Origin of the sequence: Bacteroides fragilis, assembly GCF_019583405.1 — a bacterium.
Lineage (GTDB): Bacteria > Bacteroidota > Bacteroidia > Bacteroidales > Bacteroidaceae > Bacteroides > Bacteroides fragilis_B.
In genome coordinates this window covers 1-23418 of sequence record NZ_SZUU01000016.1, presented here as the reverse complement: position 1 = coordinate 23418, position 23418 = coordinate 1, and the positions used below count along the sequence as shown (strand labels likewise).

Annotated in this window: 28 protein-coding genes and 1 pseudogene; 28 read left to right on the top strand and 1 reads right to left on the bottom strand. The window is 48.8% G+C overall.

The features are described 5' to 3' along the window. The first annotated feature begins 492 nt into the window (after positions 1-492). The 23 genes and pseudogenes from FDF36_RS20650 to FDF36_RS20545 all read left to right on the top strand — a co-directional run bounded on the left by FDF36_RS20650 (position 493) and on the right by FDF36_RS20545 (position 19368). Positions 493-834 (top strand): hypothetical protein, encoded by a 342-nt coding sequence (locus tag FDF36_RS20650; RefSeq protein ID WP_220392643.1) that lies wholly within the window; start codon positions 493-495, stop codon positions 832-834. Positions 835-1072: 238 nt separating this feature from the next. Further along, on the top strand, positions 1073-1435 hold the full coding sequence (locus FDF36_RS20645; RefSeq protein WP_220392642.1) for a hypothetical protein: 363 nt from the start codon (positions 1073-1075) through the stop codon (positions 1433-1435). A gap of 12 nt (positions 1436-1447) precedes the next feature. Next, positions 1448-1966 carry a hypothetical protein gene (locus FDF36_RS20640; RefSeq protein WP_220392641.1) on the top strand — a complete coding sequence of 173 codons (519 nt, stop codon included), beginning with the start codon at positions 1448-1450 and terminating at the stop codon, positions 1964-1966. Positions 1967-2238: 272 nt separating this feature from the next. After that, entirely contained in the window at positions 2239-2532 is a 294-nt protein-coding gene (locus FDF36_RS20635; RefSeq protein WP_220392640.1) for a DUF3127 domain-containing protein, read from the top strand. After that, positions 2529-3071 carry a DUF3575 domain-containing protein gene (locus FDF36_RS20630; protein WP_220392639.1) on the top strand — a complete coding sequence of 181 codons (543 nt, stop codon included), beginning with the start codon at positions 2529-2531 and terminating at the stop codon, positions 3069-3071. The genes FDF36_RS20635 and FDF36_RS20630 overlap by 4 nt, the downstream gene beginning before the upstream one ends. Before the next feature lie 12 nt (positions 3072-3083). Further along, positions 3084-5150, top strand: a complete 2067-nt coding sequence (locus tag FDF36_RS20625; protein ID WP_220392638.1) for a tetratricopeptide repeat protein — start codon at positions 3084-3086, stop codon at positions 5148-5150. Further along, positions 5137-6018, top strand: coding sequence for a hypothetical protein (locus tag FDF36_RS20620; RefSeq protein WP_220392637.1), 882 nt, complete (start codon positions 5137-5139; stop codon positions 6016-6018). The genes FDF36_RS20625 and FDF36_RS20620 overlap by 14 nt, the downstream gene beginning before the upstream one ends. Positions 6019-6030: 12 nt before the next feature. Further along, positions 6031-6987, top strand: a complete 957-nt coding sequence (locus FDF36_RS20615) for a fimbrillin family protein (RefSeq protein ID WP_220392636.1) — start codon at positions 6031-6033, stop codon at positions 6985-6987. A 13-nt stretch (positions 6988-7000) separates the two neighbouring features. Next, positions 7001-8605, top strand: coding sequence for a fimbrillin family protein (locus tag FDF36_RS20610; RefSeq protein WP_220392635.1), 1605 nt, complete (start codon positions 7001-7003; stop codon positions 8603-8605). Positions 8606-8628: 23 nt separating this feature from the next. Beyond that, complete coding sequence (locus FDF36_RS20605; RefSeq protein ID WP_220392634.1) at positions 8629-9426, top strand: fimbrillin family protein; 798 nt, start codon at positions 8629-8631, stop codon at positions 9424-9426. Between the two features lie 14 nt (positions 9427-9440). Then, complete coding sequence (locus tag FDF36_RS20600) at positions 9441-9749, top strand: hypothetical protein (protein ID WP_220392633.1); 309 nt, start codon at positions 9441-9443, stop codon at positions 9747-9749. Then, on the top strand, positions 9746-10087 hold the full coding sequence (locus FDF36_RS20595) for a hypothetical protein (RefSeq protein ID WP_220392632.1): 342 nt from the start codon (positions 9746-9748) through the stop codon (positions 10085-10087). Before FDF36_RS20600 ends, FDF36_RS20595 begins: the two co-directional genes overlap by 4 nt. Further along, complete coding sequence (locus tag FDF36_RS20590) at positions 10056-12476, top strand: TraG/VirB4 family ATPase (RefSeq protein ID WP_220392631.1); 2421 nt, start codon at positions 10056-10058, stop codon at positions 12474-12476. Before FDF36_RS20595 ends, FDF36_RS20590 begins: the two co-directional genes overlap by 32 nt. Positions 12477-12488: 12 nt before the next feature. Continuing rightward, on the top strand, positions 12489-13010 hold the full coding sequence (locus tag FDF36_RS20585) for a hypothetical protein (RefSeq protein ID WP_032536389.1): 522 nt from the start codon (positions 12489-12491) through the stop codon (positions 13008-13010). A 5-nt stretch (positions 13011-13015) separates the two neighbouring features. After that, complete coding sequence (locus tag FDF36_RS20580; RefSeq protein ID WP_220392630.1) at positions 13016-13789, top strand: hypothetical protein; 774 nt, start codon at positions 13016-13018, stop codon at positions 13787-13789. A 19-nt stretch (positions 13790-13808) separates the two neighbouring features. Continuing rightward, complete coding sequence (locus FDF36_RS20575; RefSeq protein ID WP_220392629.1) at positions 13809-14450, top strand: hypothetical protein; 642 nt, start codon at positions 13809-13811, stop codon at positions 14448-14450. Then, positions 14447-15427 (top strand): conjugative transposon protein TraM, encoded by a 981-nt coding sequence (traM, locus tag FDF36_RS20570; protein WP_220392628.1) that lies wholly within the window; start codon positions 14447-14449, stop codon positions 15425-15427. Before FDF36_RS20575 ends, traM begins: the two co-directional genes overlap by 4 nt. Before the next feature lie 43 nt (positions 15428-15470). Further along, entirely contained in the window at positions 15471-15926 is a 456-nt protein-coding gene (locus tag FDF36_RS20565; protein WP_220392627.1) for a hypothetical protein, read from the top strand. A 1-nt stretch (position 15927) separates the two neighbouring features. Continuing rightward, on the top strand, positions 15928-16104 hold the full coding sequence (locus FDF36_RS20560; protein WP_220392626.1) for a hypothetical protein: 177 nt from the start codon (positions 15928-15930) through the stop codon (positions 16102-16104). A 27-nt stretch (positions 16105-16131) separates the two neighbouring features. After that, positions 16132-16296: a hypothetical protein gene (locus tag FDF36_RS20555; protein WP_220392625.1), complete on the top strand. Its 165-nt coding sequence runs from the start codon at positions 16132-16134 to the stop codon at positions 16294-16296. 392 nt (positions 16297-16688) lie between these two features. Continuing rightward, positions 16689-16838, top strand: a pseudogene (locus tag FDF36_RS21485) (conjugative transposon protein TraN); the annotation flags it as partial. 93 nt (positions 16839-16931) lie between these two features. Then, positions 16932-18251 carry a hypothetical protein gene (locus tag FDF36_RS20550; RefSeq protein ID WP_259281490.1) on the top strand — a complete coding sequence of 440 codons (1320 nt, stop codon included), beginning with the start codon at positions 16932-16934 and terminating at the stop codon, positions 18249-18251. Positions 18252-18264: 13 nt separating this feature from the next. Then, complete coding sequence (locus tag FDF36_RS20545; RefSeq protein WP_259281489.1) at positions 18265-19368, top strand: hypothetical protein; 1104 nt, start codon at positions 18265-18267, stop codon at positions 19366-19368. On the opposite strand, the gene FDF36_RS20540 is transcribed toward FDF36_RS20545, so the two are convergent. Then, positions 19328-19909 carry a hypothetical protein gene (locus FDF36_RS20540; RefSeq protein ID WP_220392624.1) on the bottom strand — a complete coding sequence of 194 codons (582 nt, stop codon included), beginning with the start codon at positions 19907-19909 and terminating at the stop codon, positions 19328-19330. The genes FDF36_RS20545 and FDF36_RS20540 overlap by 41 nt on opposite strands. Positions 19910-19963: 54 nt before the next feature. On the opposite strand from FDF36_RS20540, the gene traN reads away from it, so the two are divergent. From traN to FDF36_RS21390, 5 genes are all read left to right on the top strand, one after another. After that, a complete protein-coding gene (gene traN, locus FDF36_RS20535) occupies positions 19964-21118 on the top strand; it encodes a conjugative transposon protein TraN (protein WP_220392623.1) in 1155 nt (384 codons plus the stop codon). Continuing rightward, positions 21115-21666, top strand: coding sequence for a M23 family metallopeptidase (locus tag FDF36_RS20530; protein WP_220392622.1), 552 nt, complete (start codon positions 21115-21117; stop codon positions 21664-21666). Before traN ends, FDF36_RS20530 begins: the two co-directional genes overlap by 4 nt. After that, a complete protein-coding gene (locus FDF36_RS20525; protein ID WP_220392621.1) occupies positions 21650-21991 on the top strand; it encodes a hypothetical protein in 342 nt (113 codons plus the stop codon). Before FDF36_RS20530 ends, FDF36_RS20525 begins: the two co-directional genes overlap by 17 nt. After that, complete coding sequence (locus FDF36_RS20520; protein WP_220392620.1) at positions 21988-22308, top strand: HTH domain-containing protein; 321 nt, start codon at positions 21988-21990, stop codon at positions 22306-22308. The genes FDF36_RS20525 and FDF36_RS20520 overlap by 4 nt, the downstream gene beginning before the upstream one ends. Further along, a partial coding sequence (locus FDF36_RS21390) for an InlB B-repeat-containing protein (protein WP_409013166.1) occupies positions 22305-23418 on the top strand: 1114 nt, incomplete at its 3' end. The genes FDF36_RS20520 and FDF36_RS21390, both read left to right, overlap by 4 nt.

Genomic DNA, 23418 nt, shown 5'->3' with positions numbered 1-23418 from the left:
AATGATTCCCCGGTTCCACTGTTTTGTACTAAAACTTATAAAGAAGATTGGCACGCATTTTCAGAAGGGATACTTGATGAAATGCAGAAAGTGGCAATGAAATGGAAAACAATGAATAGCTAATAACTGATAAGAAATGAACGAAGAGGATAAAATGGTAGAATGTGCTGAGTGTGGATATATTCATGCTTGGTCGGAACGAGTTAAGAAGTATGATCCTGAATACTGTTGGACATCTCATTTCTGCCCTAAATGTGGGGAAGAAAGCTATTATCCCGTAAAACAGGATGAAGAATAATTCAAATCCAATAAGAAATGAGGTAAACCGAGCCTTATAAGTCGGTAAGCGATCATTGAATTATTGTTTTTACCGTTTAAATGTTAAATCTTTTATTTTCTTGAAAAATAATTGTGTTCTATTTGTTTATATTGTCAAATATGACTATATTTGTGATGCCAAATAAGAATAATAACAATTTAAAATACAAGATTATGAGACTATTAGGATTTACAGAAGAGATAACCCAATGTGGATGCTGTGGAAAATCAGAGCTTAAAGGAACTTATGCATTTGAAACATCATCGGGTATCCAATATTATGGTAGTACTTGCGCTAAAAAACATGGGTATTCCGGAACTTCTATTGTTGCAGATGCAACAAAGGCAAAGAGAGAAAGATACTTTCAGATTCAGGCAGAGTATGACGAAGCCGTTCAGGAGTTACAAGAGGAATATTATCATATAGATATATTCACCCAAAGAGCAGAAGAAATACGAACAGAAATGAGGCGCATAAAGTCAGAAATTGAAAACAAGTATAAAATAGCTTCCTAATGATCCGGGAAGCTATTATTAATCAACTAAAAGAGCGTAAAATCTCTCAGAGAAAATGCGCTCTTGATAATGAGATTGACTATATAAACTTTAATAAATTCTTAAAAGGGCAAAGACCTTTTCCACTACCAGACATAGAAAAAGTTCTCAAATACCTAAATTTAGAAATAACAGTTAAGCGGTGAATTCAAGTTCATCGCTTTTTTATTTTTAGTAATTAACGTAAAACAGTTTAGATATGAGCAGAATACAGGAATTAGAAGTTGAAATACAGCGTATAAAGAAAGAAGAAGCTGAGAAAAAAAAAGCAATGTATCAGCACTTTGTTGGCAAGTATGTGCATAGAGCGCACACTTCGTATGAAAAGATTATCGGCATAGATCGGATTGATACAGACGAATTTGGTGACGAAGTAGTATTTGATAGTATTCATGTATCTTACGATAATAGAGGAGACGAATACAATAATGATGCAAGTATCAATTTACAAGGCTGGGGACAAGCCTATGCCGAAGAACTCGAAAAACAATTGATATCTCCTGAAACTTTCAGTAAGGCACTGAATGATTGCATTGATTTAATAAAAAGGAGATTAGCGTAAAACTATAGACACATGGATATCCTAAAGACTGTATTTTTTGGCTGTCTGGGTGGTTTAGCTGTCATTCTGCCCTACATTATATATATACGGATAAGAGCCCGAAGAAAGCCCGCGACAGCAATAGGCAGACCAATCGGAGACAGGACAGGTCCGGTCATGCCTGATAAAAAAGAGGAGCTTCCACCGGATGATCTTAAGGCCGACCTATATGCTGAATTAAATGAAGAAGCCGGAAAGGCCGACTACATTCCATATGCTCCCGACAAACTGATAATCGGGCAATTCGGGAAGGTCATGTATGGTAAAGAGAATCTTATTGAATATGTATTATTATCCGACCGGTTCCTGGACAGGGAGGAGAGCTTCGAAACCTATTTCTACCCGCTAAGTATCCCGACAATTTCCTGCGGTTCTTTTCATAAAGAGAACGGAGAAAGGTCAGAGGGTTGCAAGGTTATAGAAATGGAGGTTATCGATGAAGCCAGGGCCCGGGAACGGTATAAGCGGTTTCTGAGCGTATGGAAAGAATAAGCATGGCCGGTTTAAAGGCCCGGTTCACTGATAACGATTCACCCATAGAAGTATGAATAAGAAGATTAACATATAACTAAAGATAAAACAGTTGTCTAAAAACCAGTAATATAGAATCAGGATATGCCCGTTTAATGTGACACATTCATTCTTTCATCTCAAATAAAACAGTCAGGGTGTATCCTTTCCTTTTCGCAGACCTCCGGTAAGCTGTGACAGCCTGCCGGAGGGACTGCGAAAATAAACAGATCAAATCCCCAATATTAATAAAAATGGAAATACGAGGTAAAATCATCGCCGTACTTCCCATCAAGGATGGGATCGGCAAGACTACCGGCAATGAATGGAAAAGCCGGGAATTCGTTCTGGAGACAGAAGAGAGTAAACCGCAGAGCGTATGCCTGCAGCTGATGAACGCCAACATCGAGCGGTACGCCGTCGAGGTAGGTATGACCGTACATGTACGGTTTGACATCTCTGCCCGCCAGTGGGAGAACCGTTGGTTCAATACGCTGACGGCATGGGAAGTGACCGTCATCAAGGAGAAGGAGGAACAACCGGCATGAAAAAGAGATCATTTCTTTTAGGAAGCCTGCTTGCCTTTACCTTAGGGGTATCGGCCCAGTCCTATTCGCTGCGTACCAATGTGCTCGGCCTGGCCACGACCAACCTGAACCTGGAAGCGTCCATGACGCTGGGCCGTAAATGGTCGCTTCACCTGCCCGTGCAGTATAACCCGTTCCGCTTCAGCAAGAACCGGCAGTTCCGTAATCTCTATGTCGCTCCGGGTGTACGTTACTGGCTGCTCGAGAGCTATATGGGCGGATTCATCGGTATGTATGGCACCGCCGGCACATACAGTGTGGGTAACCTGTTCGGCAGCAAGTACCGTTATGAAGGCGAAGGCTACGGTGTGGGCGTGAGTATCGGCAAAGCCTACCAGCTGAGTACGCACTGGAACTTTGAGTGGGAAGTCGGAGCCGGTGCGGTATGGCTGGGCTATGACAAGTACCTGTGTAAACGCTGCGGCGATCTTGTATCAAAGAAGTACGGCTGGCATTTCCTTCCCACCCGTGCCGCGGTCAATCTGGTATACCTGTTCTAAGGTTGAGAGAAGATGAAAGGAACAAGATGTATCATACCTTTTATACTGCTCTGCGCATTCCTGGTTTCATGCGCCACCCAGCCCCGTCTGGCACGTGTACGCATCTCCCAGCCACGGGCCAAAGAAGCGGTGCCGGGTACAGACGAGGGACTGCCGCGGCAGATTGCCTGGACGGATGACAAAGGTGAGGAACACGTGGTCAAACAGGTTTTCCATGACAGTGTCACGGGTGAGAATATGACCCTGATCGAGCTCTCTGAAGTCACCGTAATGGCGAAGAGCAAACAGGTGGCCGAGAGAAACGGCAAGATCAACCTTGACTTTCTGGTGACAGTTCCCGGTGAGCTGATCAGTAACAAATGGCAGCTCCAGCTGACTCCCGTGGCCTATAAGCCGACAGATACGCTCCAGTTAGAAAAGATTTTCCTTTCGGGGGCTGACTTTGCCAAAATGCAGGAGAAAGGGTACATGCGTTACCGGGCCTTTATGAACTCCATCATACCCGACAGCCTGTATATGCAGAAACTGCTCGACAGCAAAGGCTACAAGAAGGCACTGGCCGAGCTGGAGGAAGAATACTTCCAGGCCTGGAAGCATGAGGTACTTGCCAAGGAGCGCTGGATCGACTGGTCGGACAAGGCCAATGCCCGGTTCGCACTGTTCAACTACAAGATGGAACGTAACCGGCAAGCCATTGCCGGATACAATTCCATCCTGGAGTATCTTCCCGCCTATTGGATGCGCCGGGAAATGGAGGGCAAATACATTCCTTCCAAATGGAAGATGTTTGCCGAAGGTAATTATAAAATCCGTACGAGAAGCATCACCCCGGAAGATTCCGCGGCCATAACGGAACGCTTTACCGATTACAAAAAGATAGCCGAAAACCAAAAAAGAAAGGAGCAAGCCAGTGAGGTCTATGAAAAGTATGTGCGGTTTCCTTATGAACCCGCACGCCTGGATACGGTCATCAAACAAGGCAGCAACTTCGTGTATTACTACAAGCAGGAACTTCCCGCCACCGAAAACACGAAGAAGATAGAGCTGACGCTTGGCGGACAGATCCTCTCCAAGGACGAGGTACGGACCCCGCTTCCGCCATCGGACACGATCACTTACTATATCTCGAGCATGGTGCAGTTCCTTGACCGCACACCGCGTTACAGGAAGAAGATCATTACCCGGAAGGATGAAGTCAGCCTGCGGGCCTATGTGACCTATAAGACCGGCAGCACCGGGTTCGATGAAAAGATGGGAGGCAATAAGGCGGAGATTGACAAAGTGTTTGAGACCATCCGTGGAATCAATTATACGGGAGAGTTCCTCATAGACAGCATCCGCATGACGGCCACATCGTCCCCCGAAGGCAGTTCCGAAATGAACCTTTTCCTTTCAAGGGAACGTGCGCTGGAGCTGAAGAAATACCTTGCCGCACGCACGGAGGACCGGGAAGGGGTCGATACGCTTTTCCGCCCGCGCTGGATCGGTGAGGATTGGGGCAGACTGCGTGAACTGGTTCTTTCAGATGACAGCCTGGCAAACAGGCCAGGGATTTTACGCATCCTGGAAGAAACGAAGGACCCCGACAATCGGGAATATGCCCTGCACGGGTATGCTTCCGACTATAAACGTATCCGGGAAAGGTACTATCCGCTGCTGCGCTGTGTAGAATTCAATTTCCACCTTCACCGCCGGGATATGATCCAGGATACGATTGTGATGCCGGTCATCGACAGTACCTACATGCACGCAGTCAGCCTGATCGAAAACAGGCAATACAAGCAGGCGCTGTCCATGCTGGAGGAGTTCTACGGGGAGGACTACAATACAGCCGTCTGCCTGATGTCCTTAGGCTATGACAGCCGTGCCCTGGATGTCATGCTCAAACAACCGGATACCTCTGACAGGAACTACCTGTTAGCTATCCTCTACAGCCGTCTGGGACGGGAGAAAGAAGCCCTGAAGATGTATGTCAGGTCCTGTGACCAGGATGACTCTAAAATCTGGAGGGGCAAGCTCGATCCGGAGATCAACAAACTGATAGTAACTTATAATTTATATAAAGATGAACTATACTAACAGATTAATCTATTTTACAGCTCTTACAGCCGTCCTGAGCAGTTGTGAGTTTAATGAGGATTTCTGTATCAGGAACGGGGAGCTGGTCGCCTGGTGTGATTTCAGCGGAATCAAAGAGCCCCCTCCCATACCGGAGGAAAGGCACATCATAGCATTCCCTTCCGGTATGGATCTCCCTTCCGGGGAGCAGGCGGTATTTACGCAGGATACGCTGCGTTGGAGCATTCCACAAGGTGAATACCAATTCCTCTTCTATACCGGAAATTATGAAGTGAGTGACATCCGGGATTATCACGAGGCCCGCCTTATGGCACGGACAGATACCCTGGAGGGCGAGGTATACATTTCCGGCGTGCAGAAGTTCTGCTGTTCGGCCGGTTTCGGCCAGCGCCTGGAGTACCAGAGACCCAAGCGCACTCCCATAACACCGTCCGCATTCGTCCAGCGGCTGAATATCCAGATCAACGTCTCGGGTAATACCGCTCCCCTGGCCGGCCTGAAAGGAACACTCACCGGTATTTCCACCGGCCGGTACCTTGTCTCGCGGGAAAGGACGGGAAATGCGAGTGTCACAAGCCTGTTCGCGCGTAAACCGGAAACCGACCGGTGGAAGACAAGCCTGTACGCTTTCGGATTCAATCCCGCAGCGGAGAATATCCTTTCGGTAAAGGTTGAAATGGACGGGGAGGATTCGGTATTCAACGAAGAGCAGAAGGTGGACCTGACCCCGTACATCCGGGGATTTGACGATGATGAGCTCTCGCTGGAACTGAACCTGCACATCGGCAAGGAACTGACCATAGGCGAACCGGTTGTCATTCCGGACTGGGAGGATATCCCGGAAACAGAATTACCCAATAATAATTAATTATTTTTTAAAATGAAAACAAGATTTTTCCTTTCAGCGGTAATGGCCGCAGGCTTGCTGGCCTCATGCAGCAACAGTGAAGAAGTTTTTAACGAAAAAGTGACGGACGGTGAGCATTCGGGGGCACAGCTGAATATCGTACCTACCGTAAGTGCCGAAAGCGCCGAAACAAGAGCCGGTTTCGATCCCAAAACGGATTGGGCGGTAGGCGATGCGATGGGACTGTTCATGTACAAGGCAAGCGGCTGGGGAGATGCCTACCCGCGTTATGATGCCCAGAACAACAAGTCGACCAGGCAGGCAAACAGTTGGTCACAAGCCAGCCCGGTGTATCTGCTGGTGGACAAGGCCACGATATGGGCTTATTATCCGTATAATCAGGCAGTGGCGGACGGTACCAAAATACCGGTTCCTATCAATGTCGGCACGTCCGTTGATTACATGTGGGGTAAAAGTACTAACCAGGTATCCGTAATCGAGACAGATGCCAGAATACCGATGAAGCATGCGCTTTCACAGTTTGTCGTGCGGCTGAAAGTTTCACCCGAGTACCATAATGATGGAAACCTGACCTCGGCCAAACTCAAGGCAACAGCCTCCAAGTTCGCCACTACCGGAACCATGAACCTGAACGATGGGGGAAAGATCACGTTCCAGCCTGTCACCACGGAACTGGCCTGGAGTCCGAACACGACCGTTCCGGCACAGGGACAGCAGGCGGTGGATTATGCCGCAGCCATTTATCCGATGACGCTGGCCGCAGGTGAGGTGTCGCTTGAAGTGGTAATCGACGGTGCAACCTATACCTATGCCATCCCACAAATAACCTGGGAGGCGGGAAAGAGATACATCTACTCGATCACTATGCGTTCCAACGATGCGGAGATCGGAGGAGAAAACGGACAGTCGGTAACCATAGAAGGCTGGACTTCCACTGAAGAAGACATCACCCTTGTTCCGGTCAAATAATAAAAAGAGAATAATGGTAAGAGCAATAACAACGATTGTCTGCAGTTTCCTGCTGCTGTTGTCCTTTTCCTGTAGCCGGGAAGATACCGGACCGCAGGAAACCATACCGGATAGCGGGATCGTGACATTTACCGCCATGACCGGGCAAGGAGAAACGCGAAGCAGCCAGGAAGGCAGTTTCGAGACAGGCGATGCCATAGGCGTATTCGCCATCGAACCGAAGACCGGCGTGTACTGGGCAGTGAACAACAAGTATACATATGACGGCCAGAAGTTCAAGCCGGAAACGGAAGCGGACAATATCATAGTAACGGTAGGAACCGACTTTGATTTTTATGTGTATTACCCTTTCAAGACAGGGCAGACCGATATAACCGGGATCTCCCATACCGCCGGCAACCAGAACGAAAAGGCGGGCTGGATTTCTGCGGACTTCATGACAGCTACCTATACCGATCCTATCCGGGACTACACGGTTCCACTGCATTTCAAACACAGGATGTCGACCGTAGAGGTTAGGATCGAGAGAAATGACGGTGTGAGGGAAGCCACGATGGAGAATGTGAAACGTACAAGCCGTTTCAATCTTCTTACAGGGGGAGTCAGCACGGACGAAAGCAAGGGAAACTGTACGATGTACAAGTACTCGGAGGCGGGAGGAACTACAGTGTTCCGGGTAACCATCCCCGCACAAAGGCTTACGACCTCCTCCAACTATGTGTCCCTTACCGGAACCACCGGCATAAAGCTTCGCGGAACTTCCGACATGGTCATCCAGGAGGGTAAAATACACAATTACCGGATTGACTACAAGAAGCAGATCACCATCCTGGATTATACATCCGGAGGAACCACCACAGGTGCGGGACTGTACAATACGGGAAGCAACTGTACGGTGTCGGCAAGCGTGAAGCCGGGCTATGAGTTTGCCGGCTGGTATGAAGGGGGAAGGATCGTATCCGGTACCGCACAATACAGCTTTGAGGTGCTTGCGGACCGTACCCTCGAGCCTAAATACCGGAATTACGGACCCTGGACAGTTACCCTGACGGCCAATCCTTCCGTCATTTCCTGGAAAGGAGGGACTTCGACGCTCAGTGCGGGCACCTCACGTGACGTGTTCGTCAATGGGGTTAAAGAGACTCTCCAAGGAGGCTCACCCTCTATCAGTGGAGGTACGGAAGGATTTTTCCTTTCAGGGAACACGGTGAGCGTATCGGAGAACAATACGGCATCCGCGCGCAGCTGCGTATTTACGGCAAGTCATGGCGGTAGTTCCGCTACGGCCACCATCAGCCAGGAAGCCCCCCCGGTCAGCTATGTTTTCGAGTATTCGGACGGAACGGTGGCCCACAGTGAGCGTACGGAAGCGGGATCAGGTTCATTCCTGCTAAGTATAACGAGCCGCAAGACTATAGGAAACAGCATCAAAGAGCTCTCCTGGAGTGCGTCGGGTGACAGTTGGATTCATGTGTCGGGAAGCTCGGTCAGCTATGACGAGAATCCGACCAAAGAGATCCGCAGCGGAACCGTGACCCTAACACAGGCAGAAAGCGGAAAGACACTGACACTGACCGTCAGACAGAAGGGTAAAACTTCAATTGATATCAATCCTTAATTAAACGAATAGTAAATATAACAATGAAAATAAAAGTGTATAAACACATAGTCATGTTTCTTTTGCCGGCGGCCCTTACGGGCTGTTCCGGCAAGGAAGATTCCCTCCCCGGGACAGGAGAGGCGGGACTTGAGATAGAAAACTGTTTCAGCCGCAGTTCCGCTGCGGATACAGGCAATGTTCCGGTAAAGGACTTCGGCATGGTGCTGCTCGATGAAACGGGTGGATCATATACCGGTGTCAGCAATCCGTTGCATGTGACCTATGGGGAGAACTGGAATTTTCCGCAGGTGACACTTACCCAGAAAACCTGCCGGCTGTTCGCTTTCTCCCCATTCCGGAGTATCCCTGGAAAGGAAGTGGCTGTCAGCCTGAGTCCCCAGACGGATTACTTGGCATCGGACGAACTCAGGCTCGACTGGCAGAACCGCCTGGCGAGTATCGAAATGAAGCACCTGCTCTCCCTGCTGGCCTTTACCGTGGACGGAAGCCAGGCGTGCAGCCTGAATGTGGAAGCCGTACCTACAGAGGCCACATACGACCTTACAGGTGGTACATTGTCCGTAAAACAGGGAAACGGAACTATTTCTTCCGGCACAAACATGCTGCTGCTCCTGCCCGGCAGGCTTGAAGAGAGGAAAGCGCAGATCCGCTACCTGGATCATGCCTATGACTGGTATCTTCCGGCAAATACCTTTGAAGCCGGAAAAAGGTACGATTACGCGTTGACCCTGAGCAAAGAAGGGGTGCTCATGCTCTCCGGTGTGAGTGCCCGCCCCTGGGAAACAGGAGGAGACTATACCGGAACCATCCAACCCTAAAATAAGTAACCATCATGAAAAGAAAATTTCTACTGTTCGCCTTTCTGCTTGTTTCAACCCTGCGCGGATATGCACAGGATGCCCGCAGCGCGATGAACCAGATACTCGACGGCTTTGCCTTACCGATTTTTTTGGCTTGTATGTTTGTAGGGATCGTTTTAGGGATATCCCAGCAGTGGGACAATATTGTCGACAAGGAGAACCGGGGCACACGCAGGGACGGCCTGTTCGCCATGGCCTGGTATGTGGGTTTCTCCCTGCTTGCGGGAGTTGTGGTAACAGCGGTCAAAGCCGCTCTATCCGGGATTAAACTGACCGTATGAAGTACACCGTCAGGAAAGGACTGGAAAGCCCCTGCATGATACGGGGCTTCCTTTCATCGGACTACTGGATTTTTGTGGGATGTTGTGCCGCCGCGCTTGTCCTGCTTTTCCTGAGTGTCCGTACAGGCATCATGACCGGTGACTGGACCCTGACACTCCTGGTCCTTTTGGTTTCGCTGCCGGTGCTGCCGGTACTGAGGCACAAACTCAGGAAAAAGGCACAGCCTACGAAATTCAGGGAATCGAAGTACGGCATGACCGTGAGTAACTTAACCATAAACAGACAACTTCTGAAGAAGAAACAAGATGAAAGAAGCAGAAGCATACAGCATACTTGACATTATCAGCGAGTCTGAGGGACAAAGCGTGATCCTGACCCGGAGCGGCACCATATGCGTCCCGTTCGAGCTCCGGCAGCCGGAGTGCTATTCCCTTTCCCCGGAAGAGATCGACGAAAGGGACAGGATGTACCGGGAAGCCTTCAGGCATATGCCCGACGGTACCTACGTACACAAACAGGACGTATTCCTTAAAAAGGACTACCACCGCGGCAAAGGTACCGGTTCTTTCCTGGACCGTGCCGACGCGCGCCACTTTGAAGGGCGCCTGTACATCGACCATACCTGTATCCTGCATTTTGTACTTGCGGGACTGAAAAGCCTGGAGAAGGCGTATGTATCCTCCCCCCTGGCCTATAAGGAACATCTGCACAGGGAGGATTACCAGAGGCTGGAAACGTTTCTCGAAGGGATCGACAATGCGGTGAGTATCCTGCAGAACATGCGCGGAACTTCGGTGCTGCCCATGTCCCATGAACGGATATCCGCATTCACCCACGCATACTCCGGCCTGTTCGGTGATACGGACGCTGTGGTGGATATACATATCGACGGGAGCCTGCATGTGGGAAAAAACCACGCACGCTGCTATGCGGTATGCGACGAGACCTTCCTTCCGGAAGGAAGCATCGAATCCTATGTCAGGGACGAGTCATTGCCACCGGCCGCTTCACAACTGTACCATCCCCTGATGGAGCAGTTAGGCATGTACCTTCCCTACAACCACATCGTCAACCAGGTCATCTATTTCGAGGGAAACGGGAAACTGCGCTCCCGGATCGCACGCAACATAGACATTTACGGGAGCAACTCTTCCATGAACAAGAGTATCGAGAGGGAGTTTAAAAAGCTGGATGAACTCCAGAAAGAGATCCTCGATGAAGACCAGATGCTGGTGCGCTCCTTCTTTTCGGTCTGTGTTTTCGATGGGTCGGATACCGAACTGGAGAAAGCGGACAAAAGGGTCAGGGAGGTATTGAACCTGAACCGGTTTAAATATTATATACCGGGCTACGAGAACCTGGCAAAGATGCACTTCGCCTGTGTTCCCGGACAGATCAGCCTGATGCCGGTAGAGTATCTCTTCCTCACCACCCTGCCCATAGCACTCTGTTTCTTTCTCCAGTGCAGCAAGTTCAGCAATGATGCCGAAGGGATCTACGTGCACGACAGGATGTACCAGGTTCCCCTTCGCAAGGATATCTGGGACGCGGCAAAAAAAAGGGTAAATGCCCGCAACGGGATGGTTATTGCCGGCACGGGCGGGGGAAAGTCAGCCTTCACCCTGAATTTCACGCAGCAGCTGATCGAACAGGATTATACGACCATTGTCGTGGAGTTCGGAAAATCATTCAGCCAGCTGTGCAAGCTCTATCCGGATATCTCGCTGCATGTGGACTATGACGGCAAGACCCCCTTAGGGATCAACCCGTTTGACCTGCAGGGAGAGGAACTGGACAATAATGACCTGGAAATGCTCTCCGGCATCGTACAGCGATACTGGAAGCACATGTTCACCAAGGACGAGTCGGAGAAGGAAGTCGCCCTGACCCGGTTTATCCAGGACTATTACGAACATGTCCGGCAAGGGCATAACTTTGAGAGTTTCTATAATTATGTTATAGACAATTACAATGAGATCCTCGAGAGAAAACATATTCCCGGTACCTATTTCACCCTCGAATCCTTCAAGTTGAACTGCGGTGAATTCATGCCCGGACAACGGTATGAGAATGTCTGCAAGGATATGAAAATCGATTTCTCCGGAAAGAAGTTTATCGTGTTCGAGCTTACACAGATCAAGCAGGACAGGTTCCTTTCAAACCTGGTCATGAGCATGATATTCACCATTATCCAGAAAAAGCTGCTCAGTGACAGGAGAAAGCGCGGCATACTGATTTTCGACGAGTATGCCGAAACCGCACAGATGGTGGATACGGCCACGGGCAGCGGCATACACAGTTCCGTGGCCTTCTGCTACCAGAAGATACGGAAAGAGAACGGAGCCGTATATACCATTGTCCAGACCCCTGACCAGCTGCCCGATGACGAGAACACGAAAAACATCATCAGCAACACGGACATGCTGTTCGTATTGCCGACCAAGGAGGTCATCTACCAGAGCATCATCGACAAGTTCAAGCTGACGCAGCCCGGCCAGATAGCCCTGATGAAATCCATGCGGAACAACTTCGCCGCCTCCCGTCCCTACTCGGAATGCTTCATGCGCATGGGTGAGAATTACGCGACGGTTACCCGCCTGGAGTTTTCCAGGGAGAAGTTTCTTGCTTTCCAGACGGAAGGCGAGATCTGGTCCGACCTCGAGGACAAAACCGGAAGCGGCAAGTCCATGCAGGAAGCTATTGAAGAATATATAAACGAACATTAAAACAAGAACCGTATGAAGAAATTATTTTTATCCTTAATCGTGCTGATGGCGGCAGCCACCGCATCAGCACAATGGGCCGTGACGGATGCCGGCAATTTAAGCCAGAACCTTAAAAACTTCAAGGAGCTGCAAAAACAGGTAGGCTACCTCAAGGAACAGAAGAACAAGCTGGACGAAAGCCTGGACCTGATGCGCAAGGTCAACTCCGTAGTGTCGGACTGTGAGACGACCCGGTATATTATCGAGCGCCAGGCAAGGCTCTCCCAAAAATGCGTTGACCTGGTCAGCGGGAAGCAACTGAATTCCTCGACGCTGAAGACACTCACCGGCAGCGTTGAACAGATCATGGCCGGTAACAGGCGACTGATCCAGTTGTCCAGGACGATCCTCTCCACAAGCGTGAAGATGAATGATGCCGAGCGGCTGTCTACCTTGCAGAACATAGAGAAACAGACTCTCGAGGAGGAAAGGAAAATAGCGAAGATCTCCCAGATCATAAGTCAGTACGAACGGCTCAAAAGGGCATTCAGATAACGGGGATGGAAGAAGCATACGGAAATCTGAACGCTGCGTACCTGCATATAAAGGGTATGGTAGTCATAGAAGGGTTCTACGCGCTTGTCGCCGGATTTGTCATAACGACTTTCATCTTCAAGCTCATGGGAATCCTCAAGGAGATGACAAGCGAGGGAAAAGGATTCAATGCCAAGCACTTCTACGAGCTGGGCAGGGAGTACATCTTCTGCATAGGCCTGGTATGTATCATGCCCGTGTTGTTAGGAACGCTCGAGACGGTACTGGCCTATGGTGCCGACGAGCTGATGAAGTCACTCGCCAACGGAGGAGTCTACAACCCGCACAATATCTGGAAAGATCCGATCAGTGCCATGCTGGACGAACTAATGAACGGGGACATCACCGACATAGCCGTCAACGGGCTCGATACCCTGAAATGGTCACTTATCTCAGGAACGATAGGCAGTCTCTTCGGAGTGGCCTATGATTACATCATGCTGCTGTTCCTCTGTACCCGCTACCTGCTACTGCTACTGCTCGAGATCATTTCTCCCATAGCGATAGCCTGCCTGTACAACAATGACACGCGCAGCTCCTTCTACACATGGGTCAAACAGATGTTAGGATGCTACATGCTCTATCCGGGGTTTATCCTTGCCAGCGTTTTCTCGGACCTGATCGTCACGAACTATGTCCTGCAAAGATCCTGGTCGGTGCTGCTGATGGTTATTTTTTCTTTCCTGCTCAAGCTCACGATGCTTGGCACGGTTAAGGCCACAGTAAACAAATGGTTATAAATTATACAATGAAACTTCCATGAAAGCAACAAAAAGCATACTCAAAGTAAAAAGCATACTCAAGGATTTCTCCAGCCTGGCGGAAGCTAGAAAGAACCATACGTTCCGCACCAAACTGGTATTTATTTTCTGCGGGATAACCATCGCGATGGTCCTGTTCTTCGCACACAGCGTGGTGAACAATGCGATGAACAAGATCCTGGTGGTCAATGAAGGAGGGGAATTCGTCCATTTCAAGTCCATGCAGCAGGACCTGCTGTACGAAAGCCTCCTGAAAGGGCACTGCCGCCGGACGGCCTATTTCCTGAACAGCTTTGACAGGCTTTCCCTGCAGGAGAACCGTGCCCGTGCCCTGTTCCTGGTCAACAAGCCGGACGCGAATACCGTATTTGCCAAATACCAGGCGGACCGCGCCTATGGAGATGCGCTGGAACTCGGGGTTGTCTACAAGACGGAGTTTGAAAAGATCATCGACATACGTGCCGACGGTGAGGAGTACCATGTCAGGTTCTCCTCCATCCTGAGCATTATTAATGGCGATGACATCAGGAAAGTACGGATTGTGAGTGAGGGTACCGCCATCCATGCCACTCCGCGCTTTCCGGAAAATACGTCCGGTTTCTTCTTCCGTACCTATAACCAGCAATACGAACTCTTATGACACGGGACGGGAAAAGCAGAATAGCCATACTGGCGGGCTTGGGGATTGTAGTTGTCCTGCTGGTGTGGGCATTCATCGCCAGCCTGCCCGGTTCCGGGAGCAAGGAGCCGGAAACGGGTGAGGTAATCCTCAGAACCCGGATCAAGGACAGCTTTACGCTGGATGACATGCTCCAAAAAGTCGAGAAGGAAAATACAAGCAAATCCGCTTCCCTTTCAGGTTTCGATCCGGTAACGGAGGAGCCTGCGGACACGGCCGGAAATGAAAGGGAGATCCGGCGTATCCGGGAGCTGATCCGGGATAACGAGCGTGAGCTCGGAGCGGGAATTACGGTCCCGGTACAACAACCGGTTGCTTCCGGGGGAAAGGAAAACACCGGCCTGCAGGAAAAGAAGGAAGAGGAAGTGCAGCCCAAGCACCGCAAAGCCGTGGATAGTGTACCCCAGGTACCGGCCCGCAGGGGATTCAACACGGTCCGGCTCGTGAGACAGGAAGAGCGGAATGTCATCAAAGCATTCGTACACTCCACACAGACCGTCATGGTCGGTTCCACGCTCAAGATGCAGCTGGCCGAGAACTGCCTGACCGATGACGGGCAGCGCATCCGTAAAGGGACTCCCGTATTCGGGGAGGTGACGGGCATCGACGGGGAGCGCGTCCTGGTAAAAATCGTCTCGGTGAACTTAAGCGGGAACATACTCCCCTTTGAAAAGCAGGTCTATTCCGAGGACGCGATCCAGGGAATCTATGTGCCGGGCAATGTGAAGGCGGAAACCGCACAGGAAGCCCAGGCGGCAGGAATAAGCGGCGCGAATACCAATATCTCCGGAGGATTCGATATGGGAAGCCAGCTCGTGGCGGGAGCGGCCAACAGCGTCATCAACGCCACCAAGTCGGCGGCAAGCAAGAATATCCGGAAGGTAAAGGTGACAATCAAAACCAACTACCGCATACTGCTCAGGCAACCGAAAGAGTGAGGAAGGAAAAAGTCATGAAACAATAAGGAAAAGGAGGAAAACGATGGCAAAAATATATGTGGCAAGCAGCTGGAATAACCCGTACCAGCCGTACATAGTAAATTTCCTGCGCTACAGGGGACACGAAGTGTATGATTTTCGTCACCCGGCAGGAAAAACGGACTTCCACTGGTCGCAGGTCAACGAGAATTGGGAAAATATGAATCCGGAGGACTATCTGGATGCGATGGAGCATCCCCTGGCACAGGCGGGATTCCGCTCGGATTTCGATGCCATGCAGTGGGCGGATGTATGTGTACTTGTACTTCCCTGCGGAGCTTCGGCACATTCCGAGGCGGGATGGATGAAGGGGGCCGGAAAGAAAGTGATAGTATATCAGAACCGGCCGCAGAGACCGGAACTGATGTATAAGCTATTTGACGGAATCTGCCCGATGGAAGAAGATATAGCCCGGTTCCTGAAGGAGTGTGATCAAATAAAGAACTTAAGACCGGTGTGATATGGAAACAATACAGGAATTTATAAATGAAATAAAAGAGTTATCGGGAAGCGACATACTCTTTCTAAGCTTCTATTGTGGATTTATTCTAATACTGTCTATACACAGAAGTGATGAAAAGGCATCTGTGGATGGAGAAGAAAAAGTCCCGGATAATGGTCCGGAACCTGAAAAGTAAACAATAACTAAAAACAAAAATTATACAATGGAAACTATTTGGGAAAAAGTGGATTACCTGATCCGGATATTATTCTGCATTGTATTAGGAATTGCATATATACTTATAGTGATAGCCCCTCTTTATGCTTCACGCCACGAACAGTCAGGGCAAGAGAGTAAAGACACAGGAGAAAAACAAAAATTACAATAGAATGGAAGCATTTATAAGTAGAATCATTGACTTCATGAAGAGTAAATATGGAGATTTCCTGATGATTGTAATGTACCTTGTGTTTGTGGTGTTTATAGTAATGATATTTAATAAGAAAATTCCAGAATGAAAAAATCAGAGCCTGTTTGACGGAATCTGCCCGATGGCGGCGGATGTAGCCCGGTACCTGAAGGAGTTTGATCAAATGAATGATTAAAAACTGTATGAACAGAAAACTAATTTAAAAAACTATGTGAATATGAAAAAATTGATGGAAAATCCCGAGTGCTTGTTCTTTTGTTTTCTTATCGGTCTGAATATTGTTTTCCATTTTTTTGTTTTTTGGAAAGCTTATTATCAATCTTTAGAGCAAAAAAAAGACACAAGGAATCACCGCAGTTCCCCTGCAGGTCGGGTATGAAAAGACCCTGCACCTGATCTTCCCTACCGAAGTGAAGTATTACAGCATCGGAGGGGATTACGTCATCGGCGAGAAAGTGGCCAATTGCCCAGAGATCATACGCCTGGAGGAATTTGATCAAATAAAGAATTTAAGACCGGTGTGATATGGAAACAATACAGGAAATTATAGATACAATAAAACAATGGCCATCCACAATATTAAAAACTCAAATATGACTGATAAAAAAGAACTTAGAGGCAACCTGATGAAAGAAGGTGTCATCATGTGGGCTGTATTTACCAAAGAGGGGAAAGCAACCCTGCGCATGGATTACGAAGTACATCCCGAGAATGGAAAAGTCGACTATGGAAGGTTGTTGTCCCCTGATGTATCCGTACTGCATGAAATCCTCACACCGGATGATGCTGACAGGTTTCTTTCCCTTCCTGAATACGGGATTTCGATACGGATCAGGATGCGCCTCCGATATCCGGGAACTGAGGACAGTGCAGTAAAGCAATCGGAGTATGAGCCGGAAATGTGCTTTCCCGTGTGGATAGTGCCACAGGAGAACGGACAGGTTAGCCTATATCTTAAGGAACCATCCACAAGCCAATGCTCTATTCCGGATATAACCGGATTACCAGGAGTGCCTGATTTGCAGCCGGACAGTGTACCCGTAAGGGTCGAAATGCTGATACGACAGGTAAGTCCTCTTTGGGACTCTCCCCGAATATTCGAGTGTCTGGAAAAGAGAACAAACAGAAAAAGCGACCTGATGAAAGAAGGGGTGCTTGTGTGGATTATGTTCACCGCAGAGGAGAAAGCCGTCCTGTATGCGAATGACCGGATACATTGTGCCGGGGATGGGAAATATGTTCCGGGACAGTTACTGTCCCCCGATATCTCCGCCTTTCATCAGGTTTATGACTGGGATGAACAGTATCTGCAGATTCGTTCAAGACCCGAAGTATCAGTACGGTATCGGATACGGCTCCGGCATCCGGAAGCAGACGATTCCGGCATAGAACAATCGGAATATGAACCGGAAGCATGCTTCCCCGCATGGATCGTAAGAGAGAAGGCCGGTCAAACCAGCCTGTATTTGCAAGAGCCTTCTACCGGACAATGCTTCATTCCGGATATGGGCGGATTACCGGGACTGCCGGAACTACAACCGGATGGCATACCCGTCAGAGTCGAAATGCTGATACGCCAGGCCCACTGTATTTTCGACACGGTAGATCCGGCCTTCCTGAAAGCCGGAAGGAACAGCCCTAAGGAAAGAGAAAAATACGCGGATCTTCCGACTTCTTATGCCGAAATCCTCAGAAAGATAGATGCCAAAAGGGAAAAAGAGGGACACCGGCCACACATAAATCCAATAGTGTCCACTCCGCCTGTTTATATCGAATTACCTATGGGTAATCTGAAAGGATGGATAGGGCTGGAGGAAATACCCGTTTTGATGGCTTGCATTCAAAAAGTACACTCCCTCAATACATGGCTCTACCGCCATATTTATAGAAGAATAGCAAAAGTAAAATTTTAAATAAATGATTAATATGACTGATAAAAAAGAACTTAGAGGCAACCTGATGAAAGAAGGTGTCATCATGTGGGCCGTATTTACCAAAGAGGGAAAAGCAGCCCTGCGTATGGATAACGAAGTACATCCTGAGAATGGGAAGATCGGCCACGGGAGGTTATTGTCCCCTGATGTACCCATATTGCATGAAATCCCCACACCTGATGATGCTGACAGGTTTCTTTCCCTTTCTGAATACGGGATTTCGATACGGATTAGGATGCGTCTCCGATATCCGGGAACTGAGGACAGCGCAGTAAAGCAATCGGAGTATGAGCCGGAAATGTGCTTTCCCGCATGGATCGTAAGAGAGAAAACCGGACGGATCAGTCTGTTCCTGCAGGAGCCATCCACAGGCCAATGCTCTATTCCGGATATAACCGGATTACCGGGACTGCCTGATCTGCAACCGGACAGTGTGCCCGTAAAAGTTGAAATGCTGATACGGAAGGCAAGTCCTCTTCTTGAACATCCCGAATATTCGGAGGATATCAAAAAGAGGGCAGACAGAAAAAACGACCTGATGAAAGAAGGCGTGCTTGTGTGGATTATGTTTACCGCAGGGGAGAAAGCCGCCCTGTATGCAAATGACCGGATACATTTTACTGAAGATGGGAAATATGTTCCGGGAAAACTGCTTTCCTCCGATATCTCCCCCTTTCATCAGATTTATGACTGGGATGTACAGTATCCGTGGATTCGTTCAAAGCCTGAGATATTAGTACGGTATCGGATACGACTCCGGTATCCGGAATCAGATGATACCGGTATAGTACAGTCGGAATATGAACCGGAAGCGTGCTTTCCCGCATGGATAGTTCCACAGGAGAGCGGACAGGCCGGCTTATATCTTGAGGAACCATCCACAGGTCAATACTTTATTCCGGACATGACCGGATTACCGGGACTTCCTGAGCTGCAGCCGGACGGCGTACCCGTAAGAGTCGAACTTCTGATACGCCAGTCGCATTGGATTTTCGATATGCTCAATCCGGCACTGCTGGGAAGCAGCAGTTACTCCGAACGTTTGGAGGCTTTGTCTACAAAGGCATCCGACGATCAAGAAGTGAAGTACCTGTAAGTTGGGGAATATATTCAAGAGTACCGTTATCAAACTCAAATAATCCGGCTGTATGTTTAAAAAAAATCATTCTGTTGTCATAAGAATCCCGCATAGGATAAGCTTCGGGATTGAGGACACGATGGGTCGTTATATAGGTCGGATCTATTATATAATCTCCAAGGGTCAACCATGCATGATATTTCAATTTCATAGGATGCTGAATCCCTTTAAGTTGTCTGAACAGTTCTTCCCGGTCGGTATAATATTCTTTTTCGCAATGATTAAGTAATATGTAACCGGTTGTCAAAATTGGCTGGAAATGTTTTTCAAGAAGTAACTTATTGGCACCTAAGCAAATAAAATGACACTTGTTTACAATAAAAAGAGGATGTACCGATGAAAGCATGTCCTGTACGAATTTACATGCTTCCCGGATACTTGCGTCATCATACTTTTTGAGATGCAAATCAGTGTCGCAGGAGGCTGTTTTTCCATACAAATTACGGACAGTAAAATCATGGGCCTCAGTTAAGAGAGTAAGATAATCAGTTTGGGACATATAAGAACAATTTTAAAGTTTCCATGCAAAGATAGTTATTTAATTTAAAAAGATATGAAACTAAACAGAATTTACATCACCACCCTGCTTCTCCTGTTTTTCCTTTCAGGGAAAGCGCAGAAGATCGAGGAACTCTCCGCAGTTCCTCTGCAGATCGGGTATGAAAAGACCCTGCACCTGATCTTCCCTACTGAAGTGAAGTATTACAGCATCGGAGGGGATTACGTCATCGGTGAGAAAGTGGTCAATTGCCCGGGAATCATACGCCTGAAGGCGCCGGAAGAGAACTTCCCGGGGGAAACAACCCTGTCGGTGGTGACGGCCGACACAAAGTTCTATTCGTACTCCATCAGCTACAACGCGCATCCGGCTCAGAGTTATGTGCGTATAGGCGGGGAAGCTCCCGCACCGCATACACTGCCGGTAGGAAAAGAAAAGCAGCTGTTCCTGATCTTCCCTGCCGGTATCACCTACGTCGATTACGGAAGCACGAACGTGGAGGTAGACAAGGCCGAGGGAGTGGATAATATCCTGGCCGTAAAAGCCGTCCAGCCCTATAAGGAGGATACGAACATATCGGTCGTACTTGAAGGAGGAAAGTTTTACACTTTCGACCTGCGCTATGTACCCGCTCCGGAGCGTTTCAGCTTCGTCATTGACAAGGAGGATACGCAGAGGGTGGCCATACTCGACGAAAAGGAACGCTCTTATGGGCAGAAGGAAAGGATCAGGGAGGCTATCGCGAAACGCTCCCCCCTGGATCTGGGACTGAAGGACAAGAATTCCGGTGTGGAGTTCGAGGTCGGGAATATCTTCATCGACGGGGATATCCTGCTGTTGCGCATGACCCTGACAAACCGCACACAGATCGGTTATACGACGGATTTCATGCGGTTCTACATCCAGGATGCCAAGATCCGCAAAAAGACGGCGGTACAGCAGCTCGAGCAGAACATCCTGTTCACTTTCGATTATCCGGAAGAAGTACCGGCACATGAAAGCCGGACATTCACCGTGGCCATGAACAAGTTCACCATCCCCGATAAGAAACGGCTTATCATCGAGATCCAAGAGAAGAACGGCGGCCGGCACTTCCTGTATAAGCTGAAGAACAAGTCGCTCCTGACGGCGGAGGAAGTATTCAGAAGCAGAAAACAACAGGAAACGGAGGATGAAGCCGACAAAATATTAAGGAGGATAGCCCGATGAAACTACTACTGACCGTATTGCTTTCCTGCCTCCCCTTCAATGGCCCGAATGACGGCAGGGAACTGCTCGACAAGGCACTGGACAGGTGCGAACGCCTGGAGACACTGGAAAGCTACCGGGATATACTCTCCCGGTACGGAGTATCCGACAAGATCCCGCTCGCCTGTCCCCTGAAAGACAGGTTCAGGAAGAGCAGCGGCTTTGGCATCCGGATTCATCCCATAACCGGCAAACGAAGTTTCCATTCAGGTATTGACATGGCCGTGGAGCTGGCAGCCCCGGTTTATGCCACCGCCTCGGGTACGGTTTCTTTCGCGGGAAGGAAAGCAGGCTACGGAAGATGCGTCGTGATACGCCACTCTTACGGCTTTGAAACGCTCTACGCCCACCTGGCCGCTTATTATACCACCAAGGGGCAAAAGGTCGGCAAAGGGGCTGTAATCGCGTTTGCGGGAAGCACGGGTAAAAGTACGGGCTACCACCTGCATTATGAAATAAGAAAAAACGGTAAACCTATAAAACCATACTGGTATGGATATGACAATTGAGTGGGAAGTGGAACAGCTTGTACTGATGTGCATTGCCTCAGACGGCCTGAAGGCTTGTCCCAAGGACCTGGTCTTCCTTGAGAAATACGGACTGAAGAATCTGTATTTCCTTTCCGTGGAATACACGATAGAAGGGACGGATACATCCGCTCTTGACAACCGGGCGAAGGGAATCATCCGGTGGAACCTCTACTCAACAAATTTTCCGCTACTACGCCGGAAGTATGAGCGGGAAGGAAAAGCAGCGCTGATGGAATGCCTGTACCTGGAGGAAAGGTATTTCCGCAAGTTCCTGGATCTGACGGGGAAGGAGGATGAATTATGACGACCCTTTCAGTGATCGGCTATATAGAGAGGATCAACCGGGTGTACCGGCTGATCCGGATGGAGAAAACCGGCAGCCGGGGTGAGTTGGCCGCCAGGCTGAAGCTGAGTATACGGACGATCCACAATTACCTGGAGGAGCTCCGGCTGATGGGTGCCGAGATAAAATTCAGCAAGAGGCGCAACACGTATTACTTTGCCAATAAGTTCGTATTGCACGCGACGGTTGAAGCCCGTATCGATGCGGATGTATTGGACGACAAACAAGGGCATGACATGTGCCATTATAATAAACAATTAAAAAACGATTCATTATGAAGAAAGTGAGATTTTTACTTTTGGCGACACTTGTGGCAATGTTCGCAAGCTGCCAGAAAGAAGTGGTGGAACAAGGGGCGGGAGACAACAGACCGACCCCTACCGGTGATACGCGCATCACCATTGAGGGAGAAGGGATGACAGGCCCGGCAACCCGCTCCTCGGACGGGAAAGTGGAGTTTGAAGGAGGGTATGCAACCGGAGCAGGGCTGTATAGTGGAGATGCTAAACCTACAGTTGCTGCTTATCCTGATCCCGGATATGAAGTTAACTATTTTTATGGTGGTCCGGAAAACGAACCCCAAAAATATGATTATGCACAAAATTCAACATCTGAATTTGAAGTTGATTTAGGTGGTCAGGATCACAAGTTCCGTTGTGGATTTAAAGAAAAGAAACGTGAATTGACCGTTAATGCCGGAACCGGAGGCTCGGTGTCCCCATCGGGTACAAACAGCTATCGAGTGGAGAAGGCAATCAGCATTACGGCCACTCCGAACGGCGGGTACGAATTTGCCGGCTGGACAGTCACAAGCGGTGATGCAACGATTGAGAACCCGAACAGTTCGAGCACCACCGTTACCCTGCATAAATCCAACAGTACAATTACAGCAAACTTCAAGAAAAACGTACAGTTTATCGCTGTAGGAACCGGTGGCTGGATCCTGACTCCAAGCGGAGAAGCCAAACAGGTATACATACTTGACTGGAACAGTCTTGCATACGGCAATGGTAAATATGTGGCTATTGGTAACGACCAGGTGACAACATCCTCAGATGGAGAAAACTGGACCACTCCGGTACGTCCTGTCCCATGGGGAGCAAATTATTCATGGAATTGGAAAAAAGTAACATATGTAAATGGCAAATTTGTAGTAATAGGTAATTGTTCTTCGCACTCCGCTCAAAAACCAGCCGTAATGACATCCATTGATGGCGTTAACTGGTCAACGCCATTAACATTTGGAGAGTATAGTTCTGAAATTGATAAGTTTGAAGATATTGTTTACGGAAATGGCAAATTTGTGATAGCAGGGAGATTCGGTTTTACCACTACATCTGTAGATGGTATCAATTGGACAGAGATAAAGTCAGTAGGAAACAGCTATT

Excerpts from the sequence above, each read along its gene's own strand:
- FDF36_RS20585 (WP_032536389.1), top strand. The coding sequence starts at position 12,489 with ATGAAGAAATTATTTTTATCCTTAATCGTGCTGATGGCGGCAGCCACC.
- FDF36_RS20520 (WP_220392620.1), top strand. The coding sequence starts at position 21,988 with ATGACGACCCTTTCAGTGATCGGCTATATAGAGAGGATCAACCGGGTG.
- FDF36_RS20550 (WP_259281490.1), top strand. The coding sequence starts at position 16,932 with ATGACTGATAAAAAAGAACTTAGAGGCAACCTGATGAAAGAAGGTGTC.
- FDF36_RS20605 (WP_220392634.1), top strand. The coding sequence starts at position 8,629 with ATGAAAATAAAAGTGTATAAACACATAGTCATGTTTCTTTTGCCGGCG.
- FDF36_RS20530 (WP_220392622.1), top strand. The coding sequence starts at position 21,115 with ATGAAACTACTACTGACCGTATTGCTTTCCTGCCTCCCCTTCAATGGC.
- traN (WP_220392623.1), top strand. The coding sequence starts at position 19,964 with ATGAAACTAAACAGAATTTACATCACCACCCTGCTTCTCCTGTTTTTC.
- FDF36_RS20625 (WP_220392638.1), top strand. The coding sequence starts at position 3,084 with ATGAAAGGAACAAGATGTATCATACCTTTTATACTGCTCTGCGCATTC.
- FDF36_RS20635 (WP_220392640.1), top strand. The coding sequence starts at position 2,239 with ATGGAAATACGAGGTAAAATCATCGCCGTACTTCCCATCAAGGATGGG.
- FDF36_RS20630 (WP_220392639.1), top strand. The coding sequence starts at position 2,529 with ATGAAAAAGAGATCATTTCTTTTAGGAAGCCTGCTTGCCTTTACCTTA.
- FDF36_RS20600 (WP_220392633.1), top strand. The coding sequence starts at position 9,441 with ATGAAAAGAAAATTTCTACTGTTCGCCTTTCTGCTTGTTTCAACCCTG.
- FDF36_RS20615 (WP_220392636.1), top strand. The coding sequence starts at position 6,031 with ATGAAAACAAGATTTTTCCTTTCAGCGGTAATGGCCGCAGGCTTGCTG.
- FDF36_RS20610 (WP_220392635.1), top strand. The coding sequence starts at position 7,001 with ATGGTAAGAGCAATAACAACGATTGTCTGCAGTTTCCTGCTGCTGTTG.
- FDF36_RS20595 (WP_220392632.1), top strand. The coding sequence starts at position 9,746 with ATGAAGTACACCGTCAGGAAAGGACTGGAAAGCCCCTGCATGATACGG.
- FDF36_RS20580 (WP_220392630.1), top strand. The coding sequence starts at position 13,016 with ATGGAAGAAGCATACGGAAATCTGAACGCTGCGTACCTGCATATAAAG.
- FDF36_RS20650 (WP_220392643.1), top strand. The coding sequence starts at position 493 with ATGAGACTATTAGGATTTACAGAAGAGATAACCCAATGTGGATGCTGT.
- FDF36_RS20645 (WP_220392642.1), top strand. The coding sequence starts at position 1,073 with ATGAGCAGAATACAGGAATTAGAAGTTGAAATACAGCGTATAAAGAAA.
- FDF36_RS20640 (WP_220392641.1), top strand. The coding sequence starts at position 1,448 with ATGGATATCCTAAAGACTGTATTTTTTGGCTGTCTGGGTGGTTTAGCT.
- FDF36_RS20620 (WP_220392637.1), top strand. The coding sequence starts at position 5,137 with ATGAACTATACTAACAGATTAATCTATTTTACAGCTCTTACAGCCGTC.
- FDF36_RS20560 (WP_220392626.1), top strand. The coding sequence starts at position 15,928 with ATGGAAACAATACAGGAATTTATAAATGAAATAAAAGAGTTATCGGGA.
- FDF36_RS20575 (WP_220392629.1), top strand. The coding sequence starts at position 13,809 with ATGAAAGCAACAAAAAGCATACTCAAAGTAAAAAGCATACTCAAGGAT.
- FDF36_RS20565 (WP_220392627.1), top strand. The coding sequence starts at position 15,471 with ATGGCAAAAATATATGTGGCAAGCAGCTGGAATAACCCGTACCAGCCG.
- FDF36_RS20525 (WP_220392621.1), top strand. The coding sequence starts at position 21,650 with ATGGATATGACAATTGAGTGGGAAGTGGAACAGCTTGTACTGATGTGC.
- FDF36_RS20590 (WP_220392631.1), top strand. The coding sequence starts at position 10,056 with ATGAAAGAAGCAGAAGCATACAGCATACTTGACATTATCAGCGAGTCT.
- FDF36_RS20545 (WP_259281489.1), top strand. The coding sequence starts at position 18,265 with ATGACTGATAAAAAAGAACTTAGAGGCAACCTGATGAAAGAAGGTGTC.
- FDF36_RS20540 (WP_220392624.1), bottom strand. The coding sequence starts at position 19,909 with ATGTCCCAAACTGATTATCTTACTCTCTTAACTGAGGCCCATGATTTT.
- FDF36_RS20555 (WP_220392625.1), top strand. The coding sequence starts at position 16,132 with ATGGAAACTATTTGGGAAAAAGTGGATTACCTGATCCGGATATTATTC.
- traM (WP_220392628.1), top strand. The coding sequence starts at position 14,447 with ATGACACGGGACGGGAAAAGCAGAATAGCCATACTGGCGGGCTTGGGG.